Here is a 19,259-nt window from a genome sequence, read left to right as displayed (position 1 = left end):
TATTGATGAGCCTGCCTGCGAAGAAATATCTGAAGACGTTTGAGTGGCGCGATTACCTGCTGGTAGTCATTGGTCTGATGCTTTACGCCATCGGACTCACCGGCTTTCTGGTACCCAACAAGATTGTGACGGGAGGATTGGCGGGAGTCTCCGTGTTGATCAACTACTCGACCGGTATTCCTGTCTGGGTCTCCATCCTGGTGATCAACTGCTGCCTGCTGGTGATCGCCTGGTTCATATTGGGACGGAAGTTCGTGATTAAAACCCTCTTCGGGGCATTCGGCCTCACCTTGATGATCGGGATCGCCGAGAAGTACCTTACCCATTCGCTGTTGCCCAGTGCCGATCCGCTTATGGCGAGCATTATCGGGGCCATCTGCTGCGGCGCCGGTCTCGGTCTTGTCTACTCGGTAAACAGCACTACCGGCGGCACCGATATCGTCGGGGCCATCATCACCAAGTACCGCTATGTCAGCATGGGGCGCGGGCTGATGTATGTCGACGTGGTCATCATCCTCAGCTCCTGGTTTCTGTTTCAGAGTCTCGAGACGATCATCTACGGGCTGATCATCATTGCCGTCCTCTACTACGTGGTAGACTTGGTGATCAGCGGCTCACGCCAGTCGGTCCAGTTCCTCATCTTCTCGACGAAGTACGATGAGATCGCCTCCCATATCAACAGCGAGCTGCACCGCGGTTGCACCGTCATCGACGGCACCGGATGGTACTCCAAGAAACCACAGAAGGTGCTTGTCGTCCTGGCCCGGAAAACAGAATCTACCCCCATTTTCCGGCTGGTCAAACAGATCGACAAGGATGCCTTCATCTCGCAGAGCAATGTGGTAGGCGTCTATGGGAAGGGATTCGACCAGATGAAATAACCTTTCAGAAGAAGTATCCGAAACTTACAAAGGGGTGAAATTTACGGGAGAGCCCCGAATAACCCAGTTCCACCCGCAACGGACCGGCCACCGTAAGGCTGGAGTATCCCACATTTACCCCCGTATAGGCATCTCCCTTAAAGAGGGTCTGTAGCCGACCACTGTCTGTGGTGAAATTGATGTTGGTGTAGAGGTGGCTCTTCGCCGAGAATCTGTAGTGCAGCATCAGATCGGCTGCCAGGAGTGCGTTCTGCATCAACTCCATTCCGGCCGATCCCTGCAGGGAGATCTGTTGTTGCAGGTATTGACCGTCGAACTTGCCGCCAACAATGTTCCGGTACATGTAAGGCACACTGTCGTTCATCACATACCTTGCGTTGATGCGGGGAGTAATGCAGAACTTATCGTTTACCGGCAGCGGCTTGTAAAAGTCCATCTTCAGTACGCTCAGGGGAGTATTGTTCCTCATGCCCACGAAATTGTCGGTATGCAGCGAATACTGGAAGGCAAAGTAGAGTCCCGACGTTGGAAAATTGATCCGGTTGAGGTTGTCGTACACCCCGTTTAGCCTGTAGCTGAAGAAGAGCTGGTTGTCCGGTTCCGTCTGCCGGGGATCGGACCTGCTTTGCAACGCCTTGAAAAAGTGGAAATGCTCCATTCCCCCCTTCAATTGCAGCATGATGTTGCCGAAATAGAACTCCGAAAAGACCAGGTCGAGTGCGTTGCGGGTGATGCCCAGGTTATGGATGATGTCGCCCCTCCGGTAGATGCTGATGTCGTTGCTGCTGATGGTGTAGTTGAGCCCACCCCTGTAGAAGATCCCCTTGTTGATGGAGTAGTCGATCATCAGGTAGGGGTTGCGGCTCAGCCTGGCCGAGAGATCAAAGAGGGAGTTGAGCGAGGTGTTCAGCCGGATGGTGGTATTGGCCAGAATTGCAGCCATGTCGTTGGTGTCGAAATAGATGCCCAGGTTGAGGTTGTTCGACTCCTTCACCTCCACCATAAAAACCAGGTCGAACGGGTTCTCCCCCTCCAGCCGGTAACTCACCTTGGAGAACCAGCCACTGCCGTAGATGCGGGCAGTCATCCTGTCCAGCTCCTCCCTGGTTACACTCTGCTTCTGGAGATCGATCCAGCGGGCGATATGGCTTGTCTCCTGCTGCGGAATCCCTTCGATCCGGATGGTGTTGATCCGAAGCGTGTCGAGACCCAAATAGGGGTTTTTCCCCGGTTTGGCCACTGGGATGCTCCCGTCGGGAGTCAACGACTCTTTCAGTTCGATCAGCTCTTTCCATTTTCCTTCAGCAGCCTCCCTGCCCCGTGAGATGATGGTGTCGATTGCCGGTCGCTGGAACTCCAGCATTCCGAAGGAGTTGACGTCGGGAGTGATCAGCAGGTCGGTATCCGCCATGTTCCGGCGCAGTTTCCCCTGGCCGATGAAGTTCCAGAGCTGTCCTGTCACCTCGTTGATGCTCCCCTTCTGTTTTTCAATCTGCTCCCTGTCGGGTGGAAAGATGACCCCGATCACCAGGTCTGCCCCCATCTCCCGCACCAGGTCCACCGGGAAGTTGTTAATCACTCCACCGTCGATCAGCAGCATGCTGTCCTTTTCTACCGGGGTGAAGACCCCCGGGATGGCCATGCTGGCCCGAATCGCCTCCGGAAGGTTTCCCTCCCTGAGTACCACCTCCCTGCCGGTGCGGACGTCGGCAGCCACACAGCCAAAAGGAATGGGAAGTTGATCAAAATCGATATTCTGGTGATAGCCGGCGGTCAACTTCAGAAAAAGGGCGTAGATGTTCTGCCCTTCATAGACTCCCGGCGGTAGGGTAACCTTGCCTCTCTTCCCCCTGAACTGCAATTGGTAGGGTAGGGAGATGAGGTATCTCTCCCTGCGGTCCCTCATGAAGACATGCTGGTTCTTGCGGTAGATATCGTCGCGCATCAGGTAGCTCCAATCCTGTACCTTGACCAGCGAATCGATCATGTGGCTGGAGTAGCCCGCCGCGTAAAGTCCCCCCACAACGGCACCCATGCTGGTGCCGGCAATGAAATCGATCGGGATTCCGGCCTCCTCCAGCACCCTCAGCACACCCACGTGTGCAAATCCTTTTGCTCCGCCTCCGCTGAGTACTACCCCCACCTTCTTGCGTTGCAACTCTTGTCCCGCCAGGGTTGCCGTGAGACAGCAAGTGATCAGAAATATGGAGAGAACTTTTTTCATCTTGTCAAATTCCTCCCATCTGCCGACCTGTTACACCTTATCTTCCTCTTCCTGTGTCAGATCTAGCCTCACATCATCCTTGCCGCGATCGAAGAACATCTTCTGCAGCGGATTCTCCCGGGCTTCGTCGTAGGCGCGCCGGTTATTGTATATGTCTATCGCCATGTAGATAGCCTGCCTGAACGACTCCTCCGACGCCCTGTTCTGACCGGCAATATCGTATGCCGTACCGTGGTCGGGCGAGGTGCGAACCACGGAGAGTCCCGCCGTGAAGTTCACGCCCGAATCCATGGCGATGGTCTTGAAGGGAACCAGGCCCTGGTCGTGATACATCGCCAGCACCGCATCAAACTCGCGATACCTGCCGGTTCCGAAGAAGCCGTCGGCAGCAAAAGGTCCTGCACAGAGTATCCCTGCCTCCTGCGCCGCTTTTACGGCGGGCGCGATGATTTGGAGCTCCTCATCGCCCAGCAGGCCGTTTTCCCCGGCGTGTGGGTTGAGGCCTAGCACCGCGATGCGTGGCAGCTCGATACGGAAATCCCGTTTCAGTGAGAAGTCGAGTGTAGTCAGCTTTTCAACGATCAGCTCCTTTGACAGCTTTCCCGGGACCTCCGAGATTGGGACATGGGTGGTGGCCAACGCAATCCGCAGCGACTCGCTGGCCATGATCATCAAGGCCTTGTCGCTTCCCCCAAACCGATCCTGTAAAAATTCGGTATGCCCGGGAAAACGGAACTGTTCGTTCTGGATGGTCTCCTTGTTGATCGGCAAGGTCACCAGCACGTCAATCTTCTTTGCTTGCAGGTCCCTGACGGCAGCGTCGAGCGCGATGAATGCCGACTCGCCCGCTTCCGGCGTCGCACTCCCCAGCTCGATCCGTACCTCCTCCTTGACACAGTTCAGCAGGTTGATCTTTCTCTGGCTGCACTCCTCTGCATGGTTGATGAAATGGAAGCTGATGGGGCTGTAGTCCAGCACCTTCCTGTGGTATGAAGCCGATTTGGATGAGCCGTAGATGATAGGTGTGAAAAGTTCCTGCATCCGCTCGTCGGCAAAGGTTTTCAACAGTATCTCGTATCCTACTCCGTTAATATCGCCGTGAGTGATGCCTACTCTTATCTGTTCTGACATTGTTCAATCTTTTTATAACGCATTTCAACATGATTATCTGTCGCCTTACAATCTGCCCAAGCTGACCGGGCGGTTACTCCTCCTCAGTTGGAAAACTGATGGTGTAGAGCGCCCCTTCCAGGTTACGGATAAGGTTCCGTTTGTCGGTTTCGGGAGCAAAGACAAAGACCTCCGTTACCACCACCATGTTGGTCTTTTCGTTCACGAAGGCGTGTGAAACGAACGGGCCACCCATCATGTCGCTGGTCATCTCCCACAATCCGCGCAGTTCGGCACGGAAGATGCCGTTATACTCCAATTTCCGGTAGTCGGGGTTGTATGAGTGTACAGCGGTTGTCATATGGGAGTCGAACGATCCGGTGATATATTTACCCATCACCCGGTTGCGAATGGCAATCAGTGAGTCTTTCTCGAAAACCGATTCGGAGGTGTAGGGGAACTGGTAGATCACGATATCTTTTCTCGCTCTGGGCGCATTGTTTGTAGCCCAGTAAAAATCGGGATGCTCGGTAATGTTGGACAACCCCTTCGGGTAGTAGATATTGAAGCCGAACAGCTGCCTGATGCGCGACACCGGCGCACCGTTATCCTTGATGAGCCACTCGGCCATGCGCTCCATCTCCTTGTTCAGGATGTAGTTTACGATACCCTCCTTGTTTTCCCTCAAGAAGTTGATGTACGAAACGGTATCTGGAGCCCTGACTGTCATGATCACCTGCCCCGATGCATATTTGTTGAGTTCAGACGCAAGCTTGGCGGTGCTGTATATGGGCGATATCTCGCTCATGATGATGTTCCGTGCTACCTTGAATGTGCTGGTGAAGTTCTCCGGTGTGAGCTGTATCACCTTGAAATTGGGCTCAACCTGAGGCAACCCCTTGACCGGTGAGTTGAGTACGTCGAAAAGAGCACGCCCTGTTTCTCCTTCCCATTCATCGTCATTCATGACGACCAACACCTCGCTTGCCATGGATGAGGCCGAAAGGAAACCGCTGCCGTCGCACGAGGGGAGCAGAAGTATTGCCAAAACCGGCAACAGAAAAAGGTAAATTTGTTTCATACTGTTCTAATTTTAAGGTGTAATACTCAACTTTCGAAACGGCGGCATATCTGCAACCTGAACAAAATTACAACGATTTGATTGTAAATGAAACAAATCGTGCCGATTTATGATTATTTATATTTTTGCTGTCGAGAGCATGCCGCAGGCGGCATAGATATCCTCGCCCCGCGACGCCCGGATGGTACAGGTGAACCCTTTTGCCGTCAGGAAGTCACGGAAACGGACCATCGTCTCCTCGGTCGACGGGGAGAGGTCGCTGTCGGGAATCTTGTGGAAACGGATCAGATTGACGCGGCAGTCGAGTCCTGCCAGCAGTCTGCTCAGTTCGCGGGCGTAGAGAAGCGAGTCGTTTAGACCGTCGAACATGATATATTCGAACGAGAGACGGCGCTGATGGCTCCAGTCGTGCTCCCTAAGCAGTTCGATGATGTCGGCGGCCTTAAAGGTCTTCTCTATCGGCATCAATGTCTCTCGCTGGGAGGAGACGGGGCTGTGCAGGCTGATCGCCAGGTGACATTTGCTCTCTGCCAGGAATCGCCTTATGTTGGGTATTACCCCTATGGTAGAGAGAGTGATCCGCTTGGGGCTCCAGGCCAGACCATAGTCGGCGGTCAGCAGTTCGATCGCCTTCATCACATTGTCGTAATTGTTCAACGGTTCACCCATGCCCATGAAGACCAGGTTGGTAATCGACTCGGCATTGGGAACGGAGTAGACCTGGTTCAGGATCTCGTTTGCCGAGAGGCTTCCCAGGAATCCCATCCTGCCGGTCATGCAGAAACTGCAGTTCATTTTGCAGCCCACCTGAGAGGAGACGCAAATGGTGAGGCGCTCATCCTCGGGAATGTTGACCGACTCGATGAACTTGCCGTTTTTCACCGGGAAAAGCATCTTCTGCGTACCGTCGACCGACGTTTTGATATCCACCGGCTCCACCCGTCCCACATCGAACTTCTTCTTCAGGATATCCCGGTTCCGGACCGAGATGTTGGTCATTTCGTCGATGCTCCTGACCCGTTTCACATAAACCCAGTCGGCAATCTGCCTAGCGGCATACTTCGGCAGTCCCAGTTCGGTAACAGCCTCTTGGAGTTCGGTGAGCGTCATGCCCAGCAGGTGTTGTTGGTTCATTGCCATGTTGTTTTAGAGATGCAAAGATAAGCAGAATTTACCGTTTCCCTACCTGAATCAGCCCCAGTCCGAGCAGGGTCCAGCAAATTTCGCGGATGCGGATACAGAGGCTCACGTAGACGGCGTGCGCGGCAGGCAATGAAAGGATGCCGAAGACCAGGATAAAACCCCCTTCACGGGCGCCCAGCTGCATCGGCATAAAGAAGAATAGATTCCCTACCATCGACTGGATCGACTCCACGATGACACTCTGAGAAAAGTTGACAGGAAAGCGGATGGCGTGCATCATGAAGATGATCTCGGTACAGAGTACGAACCGCGAGGCCAGCTCCAGCAGCAGCGAGGTGAAGAAATCGCGCTTCCGGTTCTTGTAGAGGTTGGCGATCAGAAAATCCATCTGTTCGATCTTCTCCAGGTGTTTTTGTTTGTAGGCCTTTACCCGTTTCCCGGCAAAGGGCAGTTTTCCGGCAAACGACAAGGCTTTGCTTACAAAACCCTTGGAGTAGACCGTGAACGACCACCAGAGCAGCAGCAGCGAGGCTATGCCGGCAATGGCCAGGATGATCCTGACGGAGGGGCCCACATTGGGAACGATCAGGAAGAGCAGCGGGATTGAGATCATCCAGAAGATGAAGTGCGACACAAAATGCATCATCATGTAGAGCAACACGGTGGAGGTGGCTTTCTGTATGCCCAGTGCAGGCTGCAATTCGATAATCTTGTAGGGCTCACCTCCCATCAGTCCGAACGGGGTAATCAGGTTGATGGCGTACCCGCTGATGGTCAGCTTCAGTGTACGCAGGAAGCCGATGGACCTGGCTTCTTGACTGCCGTCACGGATAATGGTGTGGAACGCCAGGGCATTGATGAAATAGACCACGGCCCAGATGCCGATGATTGCTACAAACCACCAGTTGGTCAACTTGATATTTCTCCAGATCACATCTATGCCGGTCCTGTAGACCATGAATCCCAAGATGATGAATCCGAGCAGAAAAAAGAGGTTGGTGGCGATTTTTGTCTTGCTCATAGTTCTCAACTGTAGTCAGGCAGTGCCTGAAACCACATCGATTATTTTCTGAACGGCAGCTGGGTAACTTCCGCTTTCAGGCTCTTGTTGCGTACCCTGATGCCGATGACGGTTCCCGCCTTTGCAAATTCGGGCTTCACGTATCCCAGGCCAATCCCAGTCTTTAACACGGGAGAGATCGTTCCGGAGGTGACCACGCCGATGGGCTCCTCATCCATGTTGACAATCTCGTAACCGTGACGTGGAATCCCTTTCTCCAGCAGTGTGAAACCGCACAGTTTTCGGGTTACCCCATCCGATTTCTGCTTCTCGATGATCTCCCTTCCCACGAAGTTGTTTCCGTCGGTCAGTTTGGTAATCCAGCCCAATCCTGCCTCTAGGGGGGTGGTGGTCTCGTCGAGGTCGTTTCCGTAGAGACAGAAGCCCATCTCGAGCCGCAGGGTGTCGCGGGCCCCCAGACCTATTGGCTTGATGCCGAACTCCGCCCCGGCTTCAAAGAGGGCGTTCCAGATCCTGATCCCCTCTTCGGGATAGAAATAGAGTTCGAATCCGCCGGCACCGGTATAGCCGGTATTGGAGATGATCACCTGCTCCACGCCGGCTACCTTCCCGGTAGTAAATGCGTAGTAGGGGATCGAGTCGAGGTCGGTGTCGGTCAGTTTTTGCAGCGTGGCTTTCGCCTTGGGTCCCTGCAGGGCAAGCAGTGCGGTGTGGGCAGAAGCGTCCTCGATAACCGCACCCATGCTGTTCTGTTTCAGGCACCACTCCCAATCCTTCTCGATATTGGCGGCGTTGACCACCAGCATATATTTCTCCGGTCCGTAACGGTAGAGCAGCAGGTCATCCTTTATGCCCCCCAGCTCGTTAGGAAAGCAGGTGTACTGAACCTTTCCCACCGGTAGTTTCGATGCGTCGTTGGAGGTCACTTTCTGGATAAACTCCAGCGCCTTGGGTCCCTTTACCCAAAATTCGCCCATATGTGAAACGTCGAACACCCCCACGCCGTTCACCACCGTCATATGTTCGTCGATAATGCCCGAATATTCGATGGGCATGTTGTAACCTGCAAACTCGTGCATTTTTGCACCCAGTGCGATGTGTATATCTGTAAAAGCTGTCGTTTTCATATTGTTGTCTCCTCTGTTTACGCTTTCCGGGCTACCAGTTCGGCAATCCGTACGATCACTTCGGTAGCTTTTTCCATTGCCCTCACGGGAATAAACTCGTGCCGGCCGTGAAAATTCATCCCTCCGGCAAAGATGTTCGGACAGGGCAATCCCATGAAGGAGAGTCTGGCCCCGTCTGTGCCGCCACGGATTGGTTTGACGATCGGCGTGATACCCGCCTCTTCCATCGCCTGGAAGGCGTAATCTACCACATGCTTCACCGGTTCCACCTTTTCACGCATGTTGTAGTACTGGTCGCGAAGCTCCAGGTTCAGGCGGTTGTTGTACCGGCTGTTCAGAAATGCTACCACATTCTCCATGATCTTTTTCCGCTCTTCGAAGAGCTCCCTGTCGTGGTCGCGGATGATAAATGAGACTGTCGCCTCGTCCACCGTGCCGTTGATCGCGATCAGGTGGAAAAACCCTTCATACTTTTCGGTAAACTCGGGCCGCTCATTTACCGGGAGCAACTGTACCAGTTCGTTGGCCAGATGTAGCGCATTGACCATCTTGTTCTTGGCGTATCCGGGGTGGACGTTTCTTCCCTGGATGGTAATCTTTGCCGAGGCAGCGTTGAAGTTCTCATACTCCAGTTCGCCAATCTCGCTGCCATCCATTGTATAGGCCCACTCCGCACCGAACTTGGCCACATCGAACTTGTCGGCACCACGGCCGATCTCCTCGTCCGGCGTAAACCCGATCCTGATCTTTCCATGTTTGATTTCGGGGTGTGCGATCAGGTACTCCATGGCGGTCATGATCTCGGCGATTCCAGCCTTGTCATCCGCCCCGAGCAGGGTGGTTCCGTCGGTGACGATAAGGTCGTCCCCCACAAACTTCAGCAGTTCGGGAAAATCTTCGGGCGAGGTGATGATCTGTTGTGCTTCATTGAGTACGATCGGCTTGCCGTCGTAGTTCTTTACGATACGTGGATTTACCCTTTCGCCGCTCATGTCGGGACTGGTATCCAGGTGGGCAATAAATCCTATGGTGGGTACCTTCTTGTCGGTATTGGATGGCAGGGTTGCCATCAGGTAGCAGTTGTTGTCGAGGGAGACATCGGTCAGCCCCATCTCAACCATCTCATACTCCAACTCTTTTGCCAGGTTGAACTGTTTTTGTGTGCTTGGGGTCTGCGAGCTGTTCTCGTCCGACTGGGTATCAATTTTTACATACTTGAAAAATCGTTCGACAATATTCATTCCTTTTTCTTTTATTAGCCGCAAAGATAGCAAAAGGCTTTTATTCCAGAAAATCAATTCTACCCTTTTGCGGGTAAAAAAAAAGTGTTATCTTTGCAGTCGGGTAAGTCCTATACGGCCAGCTCCCAATGAATCCCCCAGGTCTTGACCGAAGCAAGGGTAATTGGTTGTAGCGGCGCGATATAGTAAGCTTACCCTTTTTTATTTTGTCTCACGACAAAACTCCTCAGGCTAGCTTCGGCAGAAACTTGGCATCGAAGGAGTAGTTGCCGGGACCGGTAACAAGGCCGGCAATGAAGACGATCAGCAGGTCGAGTGCATGCCCATACTTCATGAAATCATCCCCTTGCGAAAAGTGCATCACCAGCGCCACCACCATGGTTCCGATCAGCAGCAAGGCCGCCGGTCGGAAGAAGAGTCCCAGTGCGAACAGTATTCCGCCTACCGTTTCGGCAAATGCCGCCATGAATCCCCAGAAGGTGGGGGCAAAGGTGATTCCCAGGTTCGACATCGTGCCGCCGATGGCGGTCCACATCTCCGGCCCCGCCATGATCTTGGGCAATCCGTGAAAGAAGATCGAAATACCGATACCTATCCTAAGCAGGAGCAAACCTGCATCTAATAAATTTTTCTCTCTTTTCATATGTAAATTGTTCGATATATAAATATCTATTAATTAATGATTTAATTCATTTTAAAAATTATATTTCTTCGTTTTGACAAAACAAAAGACAGCACTCATCTTTTGGACAAATGCACCGGTTATCGGAAAGACAAACAGGTAAGAAGGGTTTAAAATTTCATATGCGTGCTCTTGTGCAACAACTTTGGGTGCTTACCTGTTGAGGTCAGTTTCATATTCGACTTAGACGCCTTGTCGCGCCGTACGCCAGTAAAAATCGACCTTTGGTACTTGTTTCCCGTTTATGTCAGGGTTGGAGACTTTCAACTTCCGGCAGGACTGACGGGATTATGCGGGACAAGCTCGACGCAATATCCCATCTTTTCCAACTCTGCCTTCAGATACCTTTTGCGCCTTGCTTCCACCCGGCTGTTTAAATAATCGGCTCCCAGTTCATTGTAAGGGACTTCGTCTTTTAAGACATGATACACCGACTTGAGGATGGAGTGGGCCACGGCCACTATGGCCCTTTTCTTGCCGCGGCGGGCTGCCAGGCGATGGTACCGGGCGTGGTAGAACGTGCCTTTTGTCCGCGACGCCGCCCATGCCGATTGGCTCAGGATGGATTTGGCCTGCTTGTTCCCGTGGGTGGTGCGTCCGTTTTTTTTTTTACCGGCACTCTCGTTGTTACCCGGTGAAACGCCCACCCAACTGCTTAGATGATTCTCATTGGGGAAGACATCCATATCCAGCCCGATCTCGGCGATAAGGTCCTCCACGCTCTTGCGGTTCAATCCCGGGATCTCCCGCAGGCGTTCCAGGGCATTCTCATAAGGGGCAAGGGCATGTTTGATCTTTTCATCCAAATCCCGTATGAGAGACTCCAGGTGGTGGTTGTCCCCCCGGATAGTGCCCAGCAGGTAGATGTGGTGGTCGGTGATGTAACCGTTACAGGCTTCAAAAAGCTCCTCTTTGGTGGCTTCTATCTTTTTGTGGTATACCTCTTCAATATCGCCCATGGTAACTTCTTTCCCCTGACACAACTTGTCGATCAGTCTGGTTGCCGTTACTCCCGAGGTATCGCTTAACACGCTCGAAAGTTTCACATTGCAGTCTTCCAGGATGCGGATGATACGGTTCTTGTTCGAGGAGATATCCTGTACCAGTTTGCTCCGGTAACGCGTCAAATCCCGTAACTCCCGTTGTTCACGAGGGGGAATATAACTGGGTTTTAGCAAGCCGGCAAGCAATAACTTGCACAGCCACCTGCTGTCCTGCTTGTCCGTCTTATGCCCCGGGACGTTCTTCACGTGGCGGGCATTGACTATCCAGACCGTCAATCCCGAGGGTTCGAGGACATGATAGACAGGCTTCCAGTAGACTCCCGTACTCTCCATTACAACGTGGGTTACCCTGTTTTCCAATAACCAGTCTTTCAATTCTGTCAAAGAGCGCGTCACGGTCCCGAATTCACGGGTTTCCGTATTAAGTCCTTCGCCACTTATGGTGGCCACTAACATCTTCTTGTGGACGTCAATCCCGCATCCCCGGGAGACGACCTGGTTGAATGACACTTGTGATTCCATAAATTATTCCGTTCAATGAGTACGGCAAATGTACGGAAATCTTCCATTTTCATTCCCTTGGATGTTTTAAATTCTCAACATGGATGTTTCATATGTAAATTGTTCGATATATAAATATCTATTAATTAATGATTTAATTCATTTTAAAAATTATATTTCTTCGTTTTGACAAAACAAAAGACAGCACTCATCTTTTGGACAAATGCACCGGTTATCGGAAAGACAAACAGGTAAGAAGGGTTTAAAATTTCATATGCGTGCTCTTGTGCAACAACTTTGGGTGCTTACCTGTTGAGGTCAGTTTCATATTCGACTTAGACGCCTTGTCGCGCCGTACGCCAGTAAAAATCGACCTTTGGTACTTGTTTCCCGTTTATGTCAGGGTTGGAGACTTTCAACTTCCGGCAGGACTGACGGGATTATGCGGGACAAGCTCGACGCAATATCCCATCTTTTCCAACTCTGCCTTCAGATACCTTTTGCGCCTTGCTTCCACCCGGCTGTTTAAATAATCGGCTCCCAGTTCATTGTAAGGGACTTCGTCTTTTAAGACATGATACACCGACTTGAGGATGGAGTGGGCCACGGCCACTATGGCCCTTTTCTTGCCGCGGCGGGCTGCCAGGCGATGGTACCGGGCGTGGTAGAACGTGCCTTTTGTCCGCGACGCCGCCCATGCCGATTGGCTCAGGATGGATTTGGCCTGCTTGTTCCCGTGGGTGGTGCGTCCGTTTTTTTTTTACCGGCACTCTCGTTGTTACCCGGTGAAACGCCCACCCAACTGCTTAGATGATTCTCATTGGGGAAGACATCCATATCCAGCCCGATCTCGGCGATAAGGTCCTCCACGCTCTTGCGGTTCAATCCCGGGATCTCCCGCAGGCGTTCCAGGGCATTCTCATAAGGGGCAAGGGCATGTTTGATCTTTTCATCCAAATCCCGTATGAGAGACTCCAGGTGGTGGTTGTCCCCCCGGATAGTGCCCAGCAGGTAGATGTGGTGGTCGGTGATGTAACCGTTACAGGCTTCAAAAAGCTCCTCTTTGGTGGCTTCTATCTTTTTGTGGTATACCTCTTCAATATCGCCCATGGTAACTTCTTTCCCCTGACACAACTTGTCGATCAGTCTGGTTGCCGTTACTCCCGAGGTATCGCTTAACACGCTCGAAAGTTTCACATTGCAGTCTTCCAGGATGCGGATGATACGGTTCTTGTTCGAGGAGATATCCTGTACCAGTTTGCTCCGGTAACGCGTCAAATCCCGTAACTCCCGTTGTTCACGAGGGGGAATATAACTGGGTTTTAGCAAGCCGGCAAGCAATAACTTGCACAGCCACCTGCTGTCCTGCTTGTCCGTCTTATGCCCCGGGACGTTCTTCACGTGGCGGGCATTGACTATCCAGACCGTCAATCCCGAGGGTTCGAGGACATGATAGACAGGCTTCCAGTAGACTCCCGTACTCTCCATTACAACGTGGGTTACCCTGTTTTCCAATAACCAGTCTTTCAATTCTGTCAAAGAGCGCGTCACGGTCCCGAATTCACGGGTTTCCGTATTAAGTCCTTCGCCACTTATGGTGGCCACTAACATCTTCTTGTGGACGTCAATCCCGCATCCCCGGGAGACGACCTGGTTGAATGACACTTGTGATTCCATAAATTATTCCGTTCAATGAGTACGGCAAATGTACGGAAATCTTCCATTTTCATTCCCTTGGATGTTTTAAATTCTCAACATGGATGTTTCATATTACAAAACTTTAGTCTAAAAGATTATACATGCCCTAAACTGCAAAACTGCGCAAATTGTTTATATTTGTCTCATAAATTTTTTTGATATCTCGCTTTTTAAAGAAAAAAAACCGGCACACCTGTGTGTACCGGTTTTTTTAATCGGATGAGCCTCCCTCAATATCAGTTTTCAGACTTTCTTGCCGAGTAACTGATCTTCAACGCATATGCTTTTCGGAGTGCTTGCTTCACATCGCTGATATAGCGCATCCGGGTATCTTCGTCCGCTTTGATGGATACCGTCATCAACTGTTGATCGGCTTCGTTCAGGCTCGACTTTTCCTGGGCAATGTAATCCTGGATATCTTCAACCTGCGCGAACTTGTCGTTCAACTGCATCTGGGTTCCCGTACCATATTTTGGATCCATGGCGGGTCCAATATTGATGTAGGTCACCAGCGACTTTTTCTCCAGCTTCTGAATTTCCGTGGCAGTAGGCAATTTCAGTCTTACCATTAGCTCTTCGGAGCGCATGGTGGTCGTAACCATGAAGAAGAATAAGATGGCGAATACCAAGTCAGGCATTGAAGCTGTGTTCAATTCGGGCATTTCACGCCCGCCGCTTTTACTAAATTTTCCCATATTAATTCCCTCCCATAAAGTTTTTCGGTTCGGCCTCAGAAATTCTCTGCGGATACAACTTGTTTATCTGATTCTTCTGATCTTCGGTCAGATTTTCATAGTCCATATTGAAATACTTTCTTGCTGCCTCCTGACGCAATTCATTGTATGCCTTTACCAGCTCATTCTGTACCGATATATAGGTCTTATAGCTGGTGGTAGCGTCGTTCTGCAACGAGATAACGTGGTCTCCGGTTACCGGTACTGTTCCGATGGGAGCACCGAAATCCTCCTCCATCAGTTCGGGCAACAACGGATTATTGTTAGTATTCAATACAAACTCTTTCACTTTATCCTTCAGACTTACTTTACTCCCCTTGCCGAGCAGTTCGTTCTCATTTTGATACCATTCTGTCTCAACCTGCGATGTAACCATCGTCTCATCTTTGGAGTTCACCAGAACCACCAGCAGGTTACGCCGCTGCACGTCGACCGTCTGTTGATGGTCTTCATCTTGCGGCGGTGGCGGCAAACGTCTTGCCAGCCCGCTGTCGGTATCCATACTCGAAACAAGCAGGAAGAAGGTAAGCAAAAGAAACGAAATGTCCGCCATTGAACTTGCATTCAGTGCAGGAACTTTTCTCTTTTTCTTAGACATAGATTTTTTCTTTATTTATTCCTCAGGCAATTTTGTGGTGAGGAAAACCAACTGTTACTTTCTTTTTCCTAATAACGGCGATACAATAATCGCAACGATGCTGAGACCAAGCATGATGTACATGCTGAAGATCCACATGTCGGTCATTCTCAGTGTCGCGGGATTATTGTCGGGACCGTCATAACCCGGAATATTCAACAGTTCTCCGCTTCCGAGAGCATATGATCCTCCCAGAACAACAACTACTGCTACTAGTACCAATAATCTACCCAGTGCACTTTTGGGGTTTGTCTTGAGGCTCCTGAAAAATCCAAATATGGCAAACAGGATCAGGACCACAACAGTTACCGCCAACAGGAAGTATGCCCAATACAACATTATATCGGTAAATGCCGGCTGGGACATGTCGGCGACGATCTTCTGTTCTGGCGCTACCTGACCTCCAAACAGGAATAACCCCAATACTACCAACGTAACGATAATGGTAGCGAGGAAGGCTAAACTGGAGGTTCTCCGTATTTTAGTTACAGCCATGTCAATTATAATTTTTTATATTTAACGTTGTATTTTACTACCTGGTCGAGCAGGGTGATGGAAGCATCCTCCATTTTGTTGAGTATGCCTTCCAGTTTAGAAAGGATGTAGTTGTAGAATACCTGGAGAATAAGAGCAACGATAAGACCTCCTACAGTGGTGATAAGAGCAACCTTCATACCACCGGCAACGATTGTCGGGCTCATGTCTCCTGCACGTTGGATATCATCGAAAGCCTGAACCATACCTACTACTGTTCCCAAGAATCCAAGCGAGGGAGCAAGGGCGATAAAGAGGGTAATCCAGGAGAGATTCTTTTCCAGTAATCCACTCTGCACACCTCCGTAAGAGACGATGGCTCGTTCTACTGCATCGGGTCCCTGGTCCAGACGGAGCAATCCCTGGTATGCAATTGAGGCGATCGGGCCGCGGGTGTTGCGGGCAATGTCTTTTGCAGCTTCGATGTCTCCTCTGTCGAGAGCTTCACCAACCCCACTCAACAATGCCTTTGGATTAACGTCTGCCAAACTGAGGTAAATAATTCTTTCCAGAGCAAACGAGAGACCCAGAATCAAACAGATTGCGATCAAGGCCATAAATCCTGCACCACCTTCAATAAATTTGGTTTTAAGTGCCTGGTGAAATCCACCTCCATCAGTTTCGGCAACCGTCACTGCTGCTGGAGCTGTTTCTTCTACTGCCGGTTCAGCGGGAGCGTCTTGAGCTGAAAGAATTGTCGGCAATCCTACAGACATAAGGCCGAAGATTGCTAAAATTGCAAATAACTTTTTCATTGTGTGTTCAATTTTGTTGGATTAATGAATTTGATTTGATTTTAATTGCTTTATTTTTATTATTTAAACGTTTGGGATCTACTCTTATACGTAATTCACCATACTGTTAACGCGGAGAGAGCGGGATTCGAACCCGCGATACACTTTTGGCGTATACACGCTTTCCAGGCGTGCCTCTTCAACCACTCGAGCATCTCTCCATTGGGAGACAATTTCATAAAACGGGCGCAAATTACAAAAAAAAAATCACTTGCCCCTCTTTTGTCCGGCAAAATTACAGAATTTATCGATTAATTGCTATTCCTAGTGCAAATTATTTCAAAAAAATGCGTTTCTTGTGAAAAAATGGCACACCTCCCTATTTTAAAGAATTCAAGCCAAACAACTTGAATGCGTTCTCCCTGGTGATTGACGCAATCTCCTCTGCCTCTTTCCCGTATATGGCCGCCAGTTGCCGTATCACCTCCGTCAGATATGAGGGTTCGTTGCGTTTGCCCCGGTAAGGCGTTGGAGCAAGGTAGGGTGAATCGGTTTCCAGGATGATTTTTTCCACTCCGCATCCCTTCAATGTTTCAGGTAACCCCGATTTCTTGAAGGTGACCACGCCGTTGATGCCGATGAGAAAATTGCCGAGCTCCAGAATCGCCTCCAGTTCTGCAACGGTTCCGCCGAAGCTGTGGAAAACGCCGAAAAGTTCCCTCTCCCCAACGTTTCTGATCGACTGGATCACCTCGGGTATCGCCTCCCGGGAATGGATGGCTACCGGTAACCCTTTTTCGATGCTCCATTCAAGTTGACGTTCAAAAGCGGCCACCTGACGCTGCTTCGTGCTTTTATCCCAATAGAGGTCGATACCTATCTCCCCAATGGCGACATAACCCGGACGCTCCAGCTCTTTCCGGATAATCTCCAGCTGCTCTTCCCACTCCTCCCCGACGTTTGTAGGGTGAAGCCCCATCATCGGTAGAAAAAACGACGGGTAACGGTCGACGCTGCTCCTCAATGGCTGTATGGTTGTTTCGTCGATATTGGGCAGCAGTACCTTTTCCACGCCAACTGCCCCGGCTCTCGCCACCACTTCGTCAAGATCATCTTCAAAGGCATCGAGATAGAGGTGTGCGTGCGTGTCAACAATGCTCATACAATGGTCTCTCCTTTACGATAATAGTAGATTAATCCGTACTCCCTGTTCTTCTGCAACCGTTCGTTGGGCGGCAATCCGGCATGGAACTGCTCCACCTCTTCCCAGATATCCAGGATAATGGCATCCACCTCGTTCCGGTACACCGCCACTTCGTTCAACGTTCTCGCTGTAGCTTTCTGGTGAAGCTGTTGTGTCTGGTAGCCCTCCTTGAACAGGGTATACATCACCTTCACCTTGGCGATGCCCGGATTGTAGATCGGCACGCCTCCCTGCGCGATCCTCCGGTTCTCACCCGCAATGATCTGCTGGCCCCATTGCAGCAGCTGCTCGTTTGAACTCAGATCGGGGAGGATCAGCGACCTCTTCTGCAACCCGTAAAGTTCAAGCAGTTCCGGTTTGATCTCGGCTCGCATCACACACATATAGAGAACCTGGATAAAGTGGGAGATATACATCCTGGCATTTTTCACCCTGTTCTGAAAGGCGATGTTCGCCTTGACCTGGGTGTCGAGCGTTTGCTGGTATTTGAGGCAGAGCCGCTCGAATTTACTCACTGCGCTTCTTGCCCGCGACAACGTTCTCATGGATATGGCGACGTGCTGAAAATCGGTACTGCCAGCCTTCTCAATGGCTGTCTTCAACGCTTTTATCCGTGACAAGTCTGTATTGGGTAATCTGCGATAGGGCATTACTGGATCTTATTTTACTCTGTACATCAGGTTTTCTGCCAGGGAAACCAGTTCTTTTTTTCTCTCGTCAGATATGAGAATCGATGAGAGGGCATCCAATGCCGCAAGATAATATTTTTCGATGAGATTCTCCGAAATGTCCCGAAGATTTAAATCATTGTAAATATTTTTAACGGATGCTATCTTTTCCTCCCTGTCGAATTGGGTGGCGGCAATCCATCTCTGCAACTCCTCATGCTGGCTGCCTCGGGAGGTTTTCAACGCTTTTATCAGCAGGTAGGTCTTTTTGTTGCAGACAATATCCCCGCCAATATTCTTGCCGAAAGTCCGTGGATCACCATAAACGTCCAGCAGATCATCTTTCAGCTGGAAGGCCAGCCCGATATTGATGCCGAAATCGTAGAGCAGTTCAGCATCCTGCGATGTGGCTCCGCCTATCATGGCGCCCATCTTCAGCGCGCAGCCCAGCAGGACGGCAGTCTTCAATCTGATCATCTCCAGGTACTCCGATTCGGTGACGTCAGACCGTTTTTCGAAGTCCATGTCGAGCTGTTGTCCCTGGCACACCTCCATTGCCGTTTTTGTGAAAAGTGCCAGCAGTTCGGGCAGGATAGCCGGAGGTGCGGTGGCCATGTAGCGGTACGATTCAATCAGCATGGCATCACCCGAGAGGATGGCGCTGTTGGTTCCATATTTCCTGTGGACGGTGGGTTTGCCCCTGCGTATGTCGGAATTGTCCATCAGGTCGTCGTGCAGCAGGGTGAAGTTATGGAAGATCTCGATCCCGATAGCCGGTCCGAGTGAGGATTCCAGCTCCTTGCCAAAGAGGTCGGTGGCCATCAGTACCAGCAAGGGGCGTATCCTCTTTCCTCCCACCGACAGGGCATAGCGGATGGGATCGAAAAGGGTGGCGGGTTTCAAGTCGAACGGGATCTGCCGGATCGCTTCGTCGATCCTCTTGCTCAATGTTTCGGCACTGTGTAACATTGTAATCTTGTTGTTGAATTTCTACTTTAGACAAAAAGCTGCCTTTGTTCAAAAGGCAGCTTTCGT

The 19,259-nt window shown here is 50.9% G+C and carries 19 protein-coding genes and 1 tRNA gene; 1 reads left to right on the top strand and 19 read right to left on the bottom strand.

Going from position 1 to position 19,259, the window contains the following annotated elements:
- Positions 1–5 precede the first annotated feature (5 nt).
- Entirely contained in the window at positions 6–881 is an 876-nt protein-coding gene (locus ING2E5A_RS14270) for a YitT family protein (protein WP_092032391.1), read from the top strand.
- 4 nt (positions 882–885) lie between these two features.
- Here ING2E5A_RS14270 and ING2E5A_RS14265 read toward each other — a convergent pair whose 3' ends face one another.
- The 19 genes from ING2E5A_RS14265 to ING2E5A_RS14175 all read right to left on the bottom strand — a co-directional run bounded on the left by ING2E5A_RS14265 (position 886) and on the right by ING2E5A_RS14175 (position 19,193).
- Positions 886–3,105 (bottom strand): patatin-like phospholipase family protein, encoded by a 2,220-nt coding sequence (locus ING2E5A_RS14265; RefSeq protein ID WP_071137983.1) that lies wholly within the window; start codon positions 3,103–3,105, stop codon positions 886–888.
- 30 nt (positions 3,106–3,135) lie between these two features.
- Positions 3,136–4,236 (bottom strand): 4-hydroxythreonine-4-phosphate dehydrogenase PdxA, encoded by a 1,101-nt coding sequence (gene pdxA, locus ING2E5A_RS14260; RefSeq protein ID WP_071137982.1) that lies wholly within the window; start codon positions 4,234–4,236, stop codon positions 3,136–3,138.
- Between the two features lie 73 nt (positions 4,237–4,309).
- Complete coding sequence (locus tag ING2E5A_RS14255; RefSeq protein ID WP_071137981.1) at positions 4,310–5,296, bottom strand: DUF4837 family protein; 987 nt, start codon at positions 5,294–5,296, stop codon at positions 4,310–4,312.
- Between the two features lie 117 nt (positions 5,297–5,413).
- Positions 5,414–6,430, bottom strand: coding sequence for a 23S rRNA (adenine(2503)-C(2))-methyltransferase RlmN (gene rlmN / locus ING2E5A_RS14250; RefSeq protein WP_071137980.1), 1,017 nt, complete (start codon positions 6,428–6,430; stop codon positions 5,414–5,416).
- A 37-nt stretch (positions 6,431–6,467) separates the two neighbouring features.
- Complete coding sequence (locus ING2E5A_RS14245; protein ID WP_071137979.1) at positions 6,468–7,460, bottom strand: lysylphosphatidylglycerol synthase transmembrane domain-containing protein; 993 nt, start codon at positions 7,458–7,460, stop codon at positions 6,468–6,470.
- 41 nt (positions 7,461–7,501) lie between these two features.
- Positions 7,502–8,587 (bottom strand): glycine cleavage system aminomethyltransferase GcvT, encoded by a 1,086-nt coding sequence (gene gcvT / locus ING2E5A_RS14240; RefSeq protein WP_071137978.1) that lies wholly within the window; start codon positions 8,585–8,587, stop codon positions 7,502–7,504.
- Positions 8,588–8,604: 17 nt separating this feature from the next.
- On the bottom strand, positions 8,605–9,828 hold the full coding sequence (gene pepT, locus ING2E5A_RS14235) for a peptidase T (protein ID WP_071137977.1): 1,224 nt from the start codon (positions 9,826–9,828) through the stop codon (positions 8,605–8,607).
- 226 nt (positions 9,829–10,054) lie between these two features.
- The gene (locus ING2E5A_RS14230) at positions 10,055–10,471 is read right to left on the bottom strand and encodes a DoxX family protein (RefSeq protein ID WP_092032399.1); all 417 of its coding nucleotides are present in this window, start codon (positions 10,469–10,471) and stop codon (positions 10,055–10,057) included.
- A gap of 302 nt (positions 10,472–10,773) precedes the next feature.
- Positions 10,774–12,036 carry an IS110 family RNA-guided transposase gene (locus ING2E5A_RS14225; RefSeq protein ID WP_071137975.1) on the bottom strand — a complete coding sequence of 421 codons (1,263 nt, stop codon included), beginning with the start codon at positions 12,034–12,036 and terminating at the stop codon, positions 10,774–10,776.
- 394 nt (positions 12,037–12,430) lie between these two features.
- On the bottom strand, positions 12,431–12,628 hold the full coding sequence (locus ING2E5A_RS15420) for a hypothetical protein (protein WP_092034235.1): 198 nt from the start codon (positions 12,626–12,628) through the stop codon (positions 12,431–12,433).
- A gap of 95 nt (positions 12,629–12,723) precedes the next feature.
- The gene (locus ING2E5A_RS14215; protein WP_071136849.1) at positions 12,724–13,692 is read right to left on the bottom strand and encodes an IS110 family RNA-guided transposase; all 969 of its coding nucleotides are present in this window, start codon (positions 13,690–13,692) and stop codon (positions 12,724–12,726) included.
- 257 nt (positions 13,693–13,949) lie between these two features.
- Positions 13,950–14,408, bottom strand: a complete 459-nt coding sequence (locus tag ING2E5A_RS14210) for an ExbD/TolR family protein (protein WP_071137973.1) — start codon at positions 14,406–14,408, stop codon at positions 13,950–13,952.
- 1 nt (position 14,409) lies between these two features.
- Positions 14,410–15,045: a biopolymer transporter ExbD gene (locus tag ING2E5A_RS14205; protein WP_071137972.1), complete on the bottom strand. Its 636-nt coding sequence runs from the start codon at positions 15,043–15,045 to the stop codon at positions 14,410–14,412.
- Positions 15,046–15,099: 54 nt separating this feature from the next.
- On the bottom strand, positions 15,100–15,579 hold the full coding sequence (locus tag ING2E5A_RS14200) for a hypothetical protein (RefSeq protein WP_071137971.1): 480 nt from the start codon (positions 15,577–15,579) through the stop codon (positions 15,100–15,102).
- Between the two features lie 5 nt (positions 15,580–15,584).
- Positions 15,585–16,373, bottom strand: a complete 789-nt coding sequence (locus ING2E5A_RS14195; RefSeq protein ID WP_071137970.1) for a MotA/TolQ/ExbB proton channel family protein — start codon at positions 16,371–16,373, stop codon at positions 15,585–15,587.
- Positions 16,374–16,485: 112 nt separating this feature from the next.
- Positions 16,486–16,573: transfer RNA gene (locus ING2E5A_RS14190), tRNA-Ser, on the bottom strand.
- Between the two features lie 158 nt (positions 16,574–16,731).
- Positions 16,732–17,514 carry a TatD family hydrolase gene (locus ING2E5A_RS14185; protein WP_071137969.1) on the bottom strand — a complete coding sequence of 261 codons (783 nt, stop codon included), beginning with the start codon at positions 17,512–17,514 and terminating at the stop codon, positions 16,732–16,734.
- Positions 17,511–18,206, bottom strand: a complete 696-nt coding sequence (locus tag ING2E5A_RS14180) for a hypothetical protein (RefSeq protein WP_071137968.1) — start codon at positions 18,204–18,206, stop codon at positions 17,511–17,513. The genes ING2E5A_RS14185 and ING2E5A_RS14180 overlap by 4 nt, the downstream gene beginning before the upstream one ends.
- 9 nt (positions 18,207–18,215) lie before the next feature.
- Positions 18,216–19,193, bottom strand: coding sequence for a polyprenyl synthetase family protein (locus ING2E5A_RS14175; RefSeq protein WP_071137967.1), 978 nt, complete (start codon positions 19,191–19,193; stop codon positions 18,216–18,218).
- Positions 19,194–19,259: the final 66 nt, after the last annotated feature.

It is taken from the genome of Petrimonas mucosa (assembly GCF_900095795.1).
In the GTDB taxonomy this organism is placed as follows: Bacteria; Bacteroidota; Bacteroidia; order Bacteroidales; family Dysgonomonadaceae; genus Petrimonas; species Petrimonas mucosa.
Note: the sequence above shows the minus strand (reverse complement) of the source record. Positions and strands in the feature narration are given on the sequence as shown.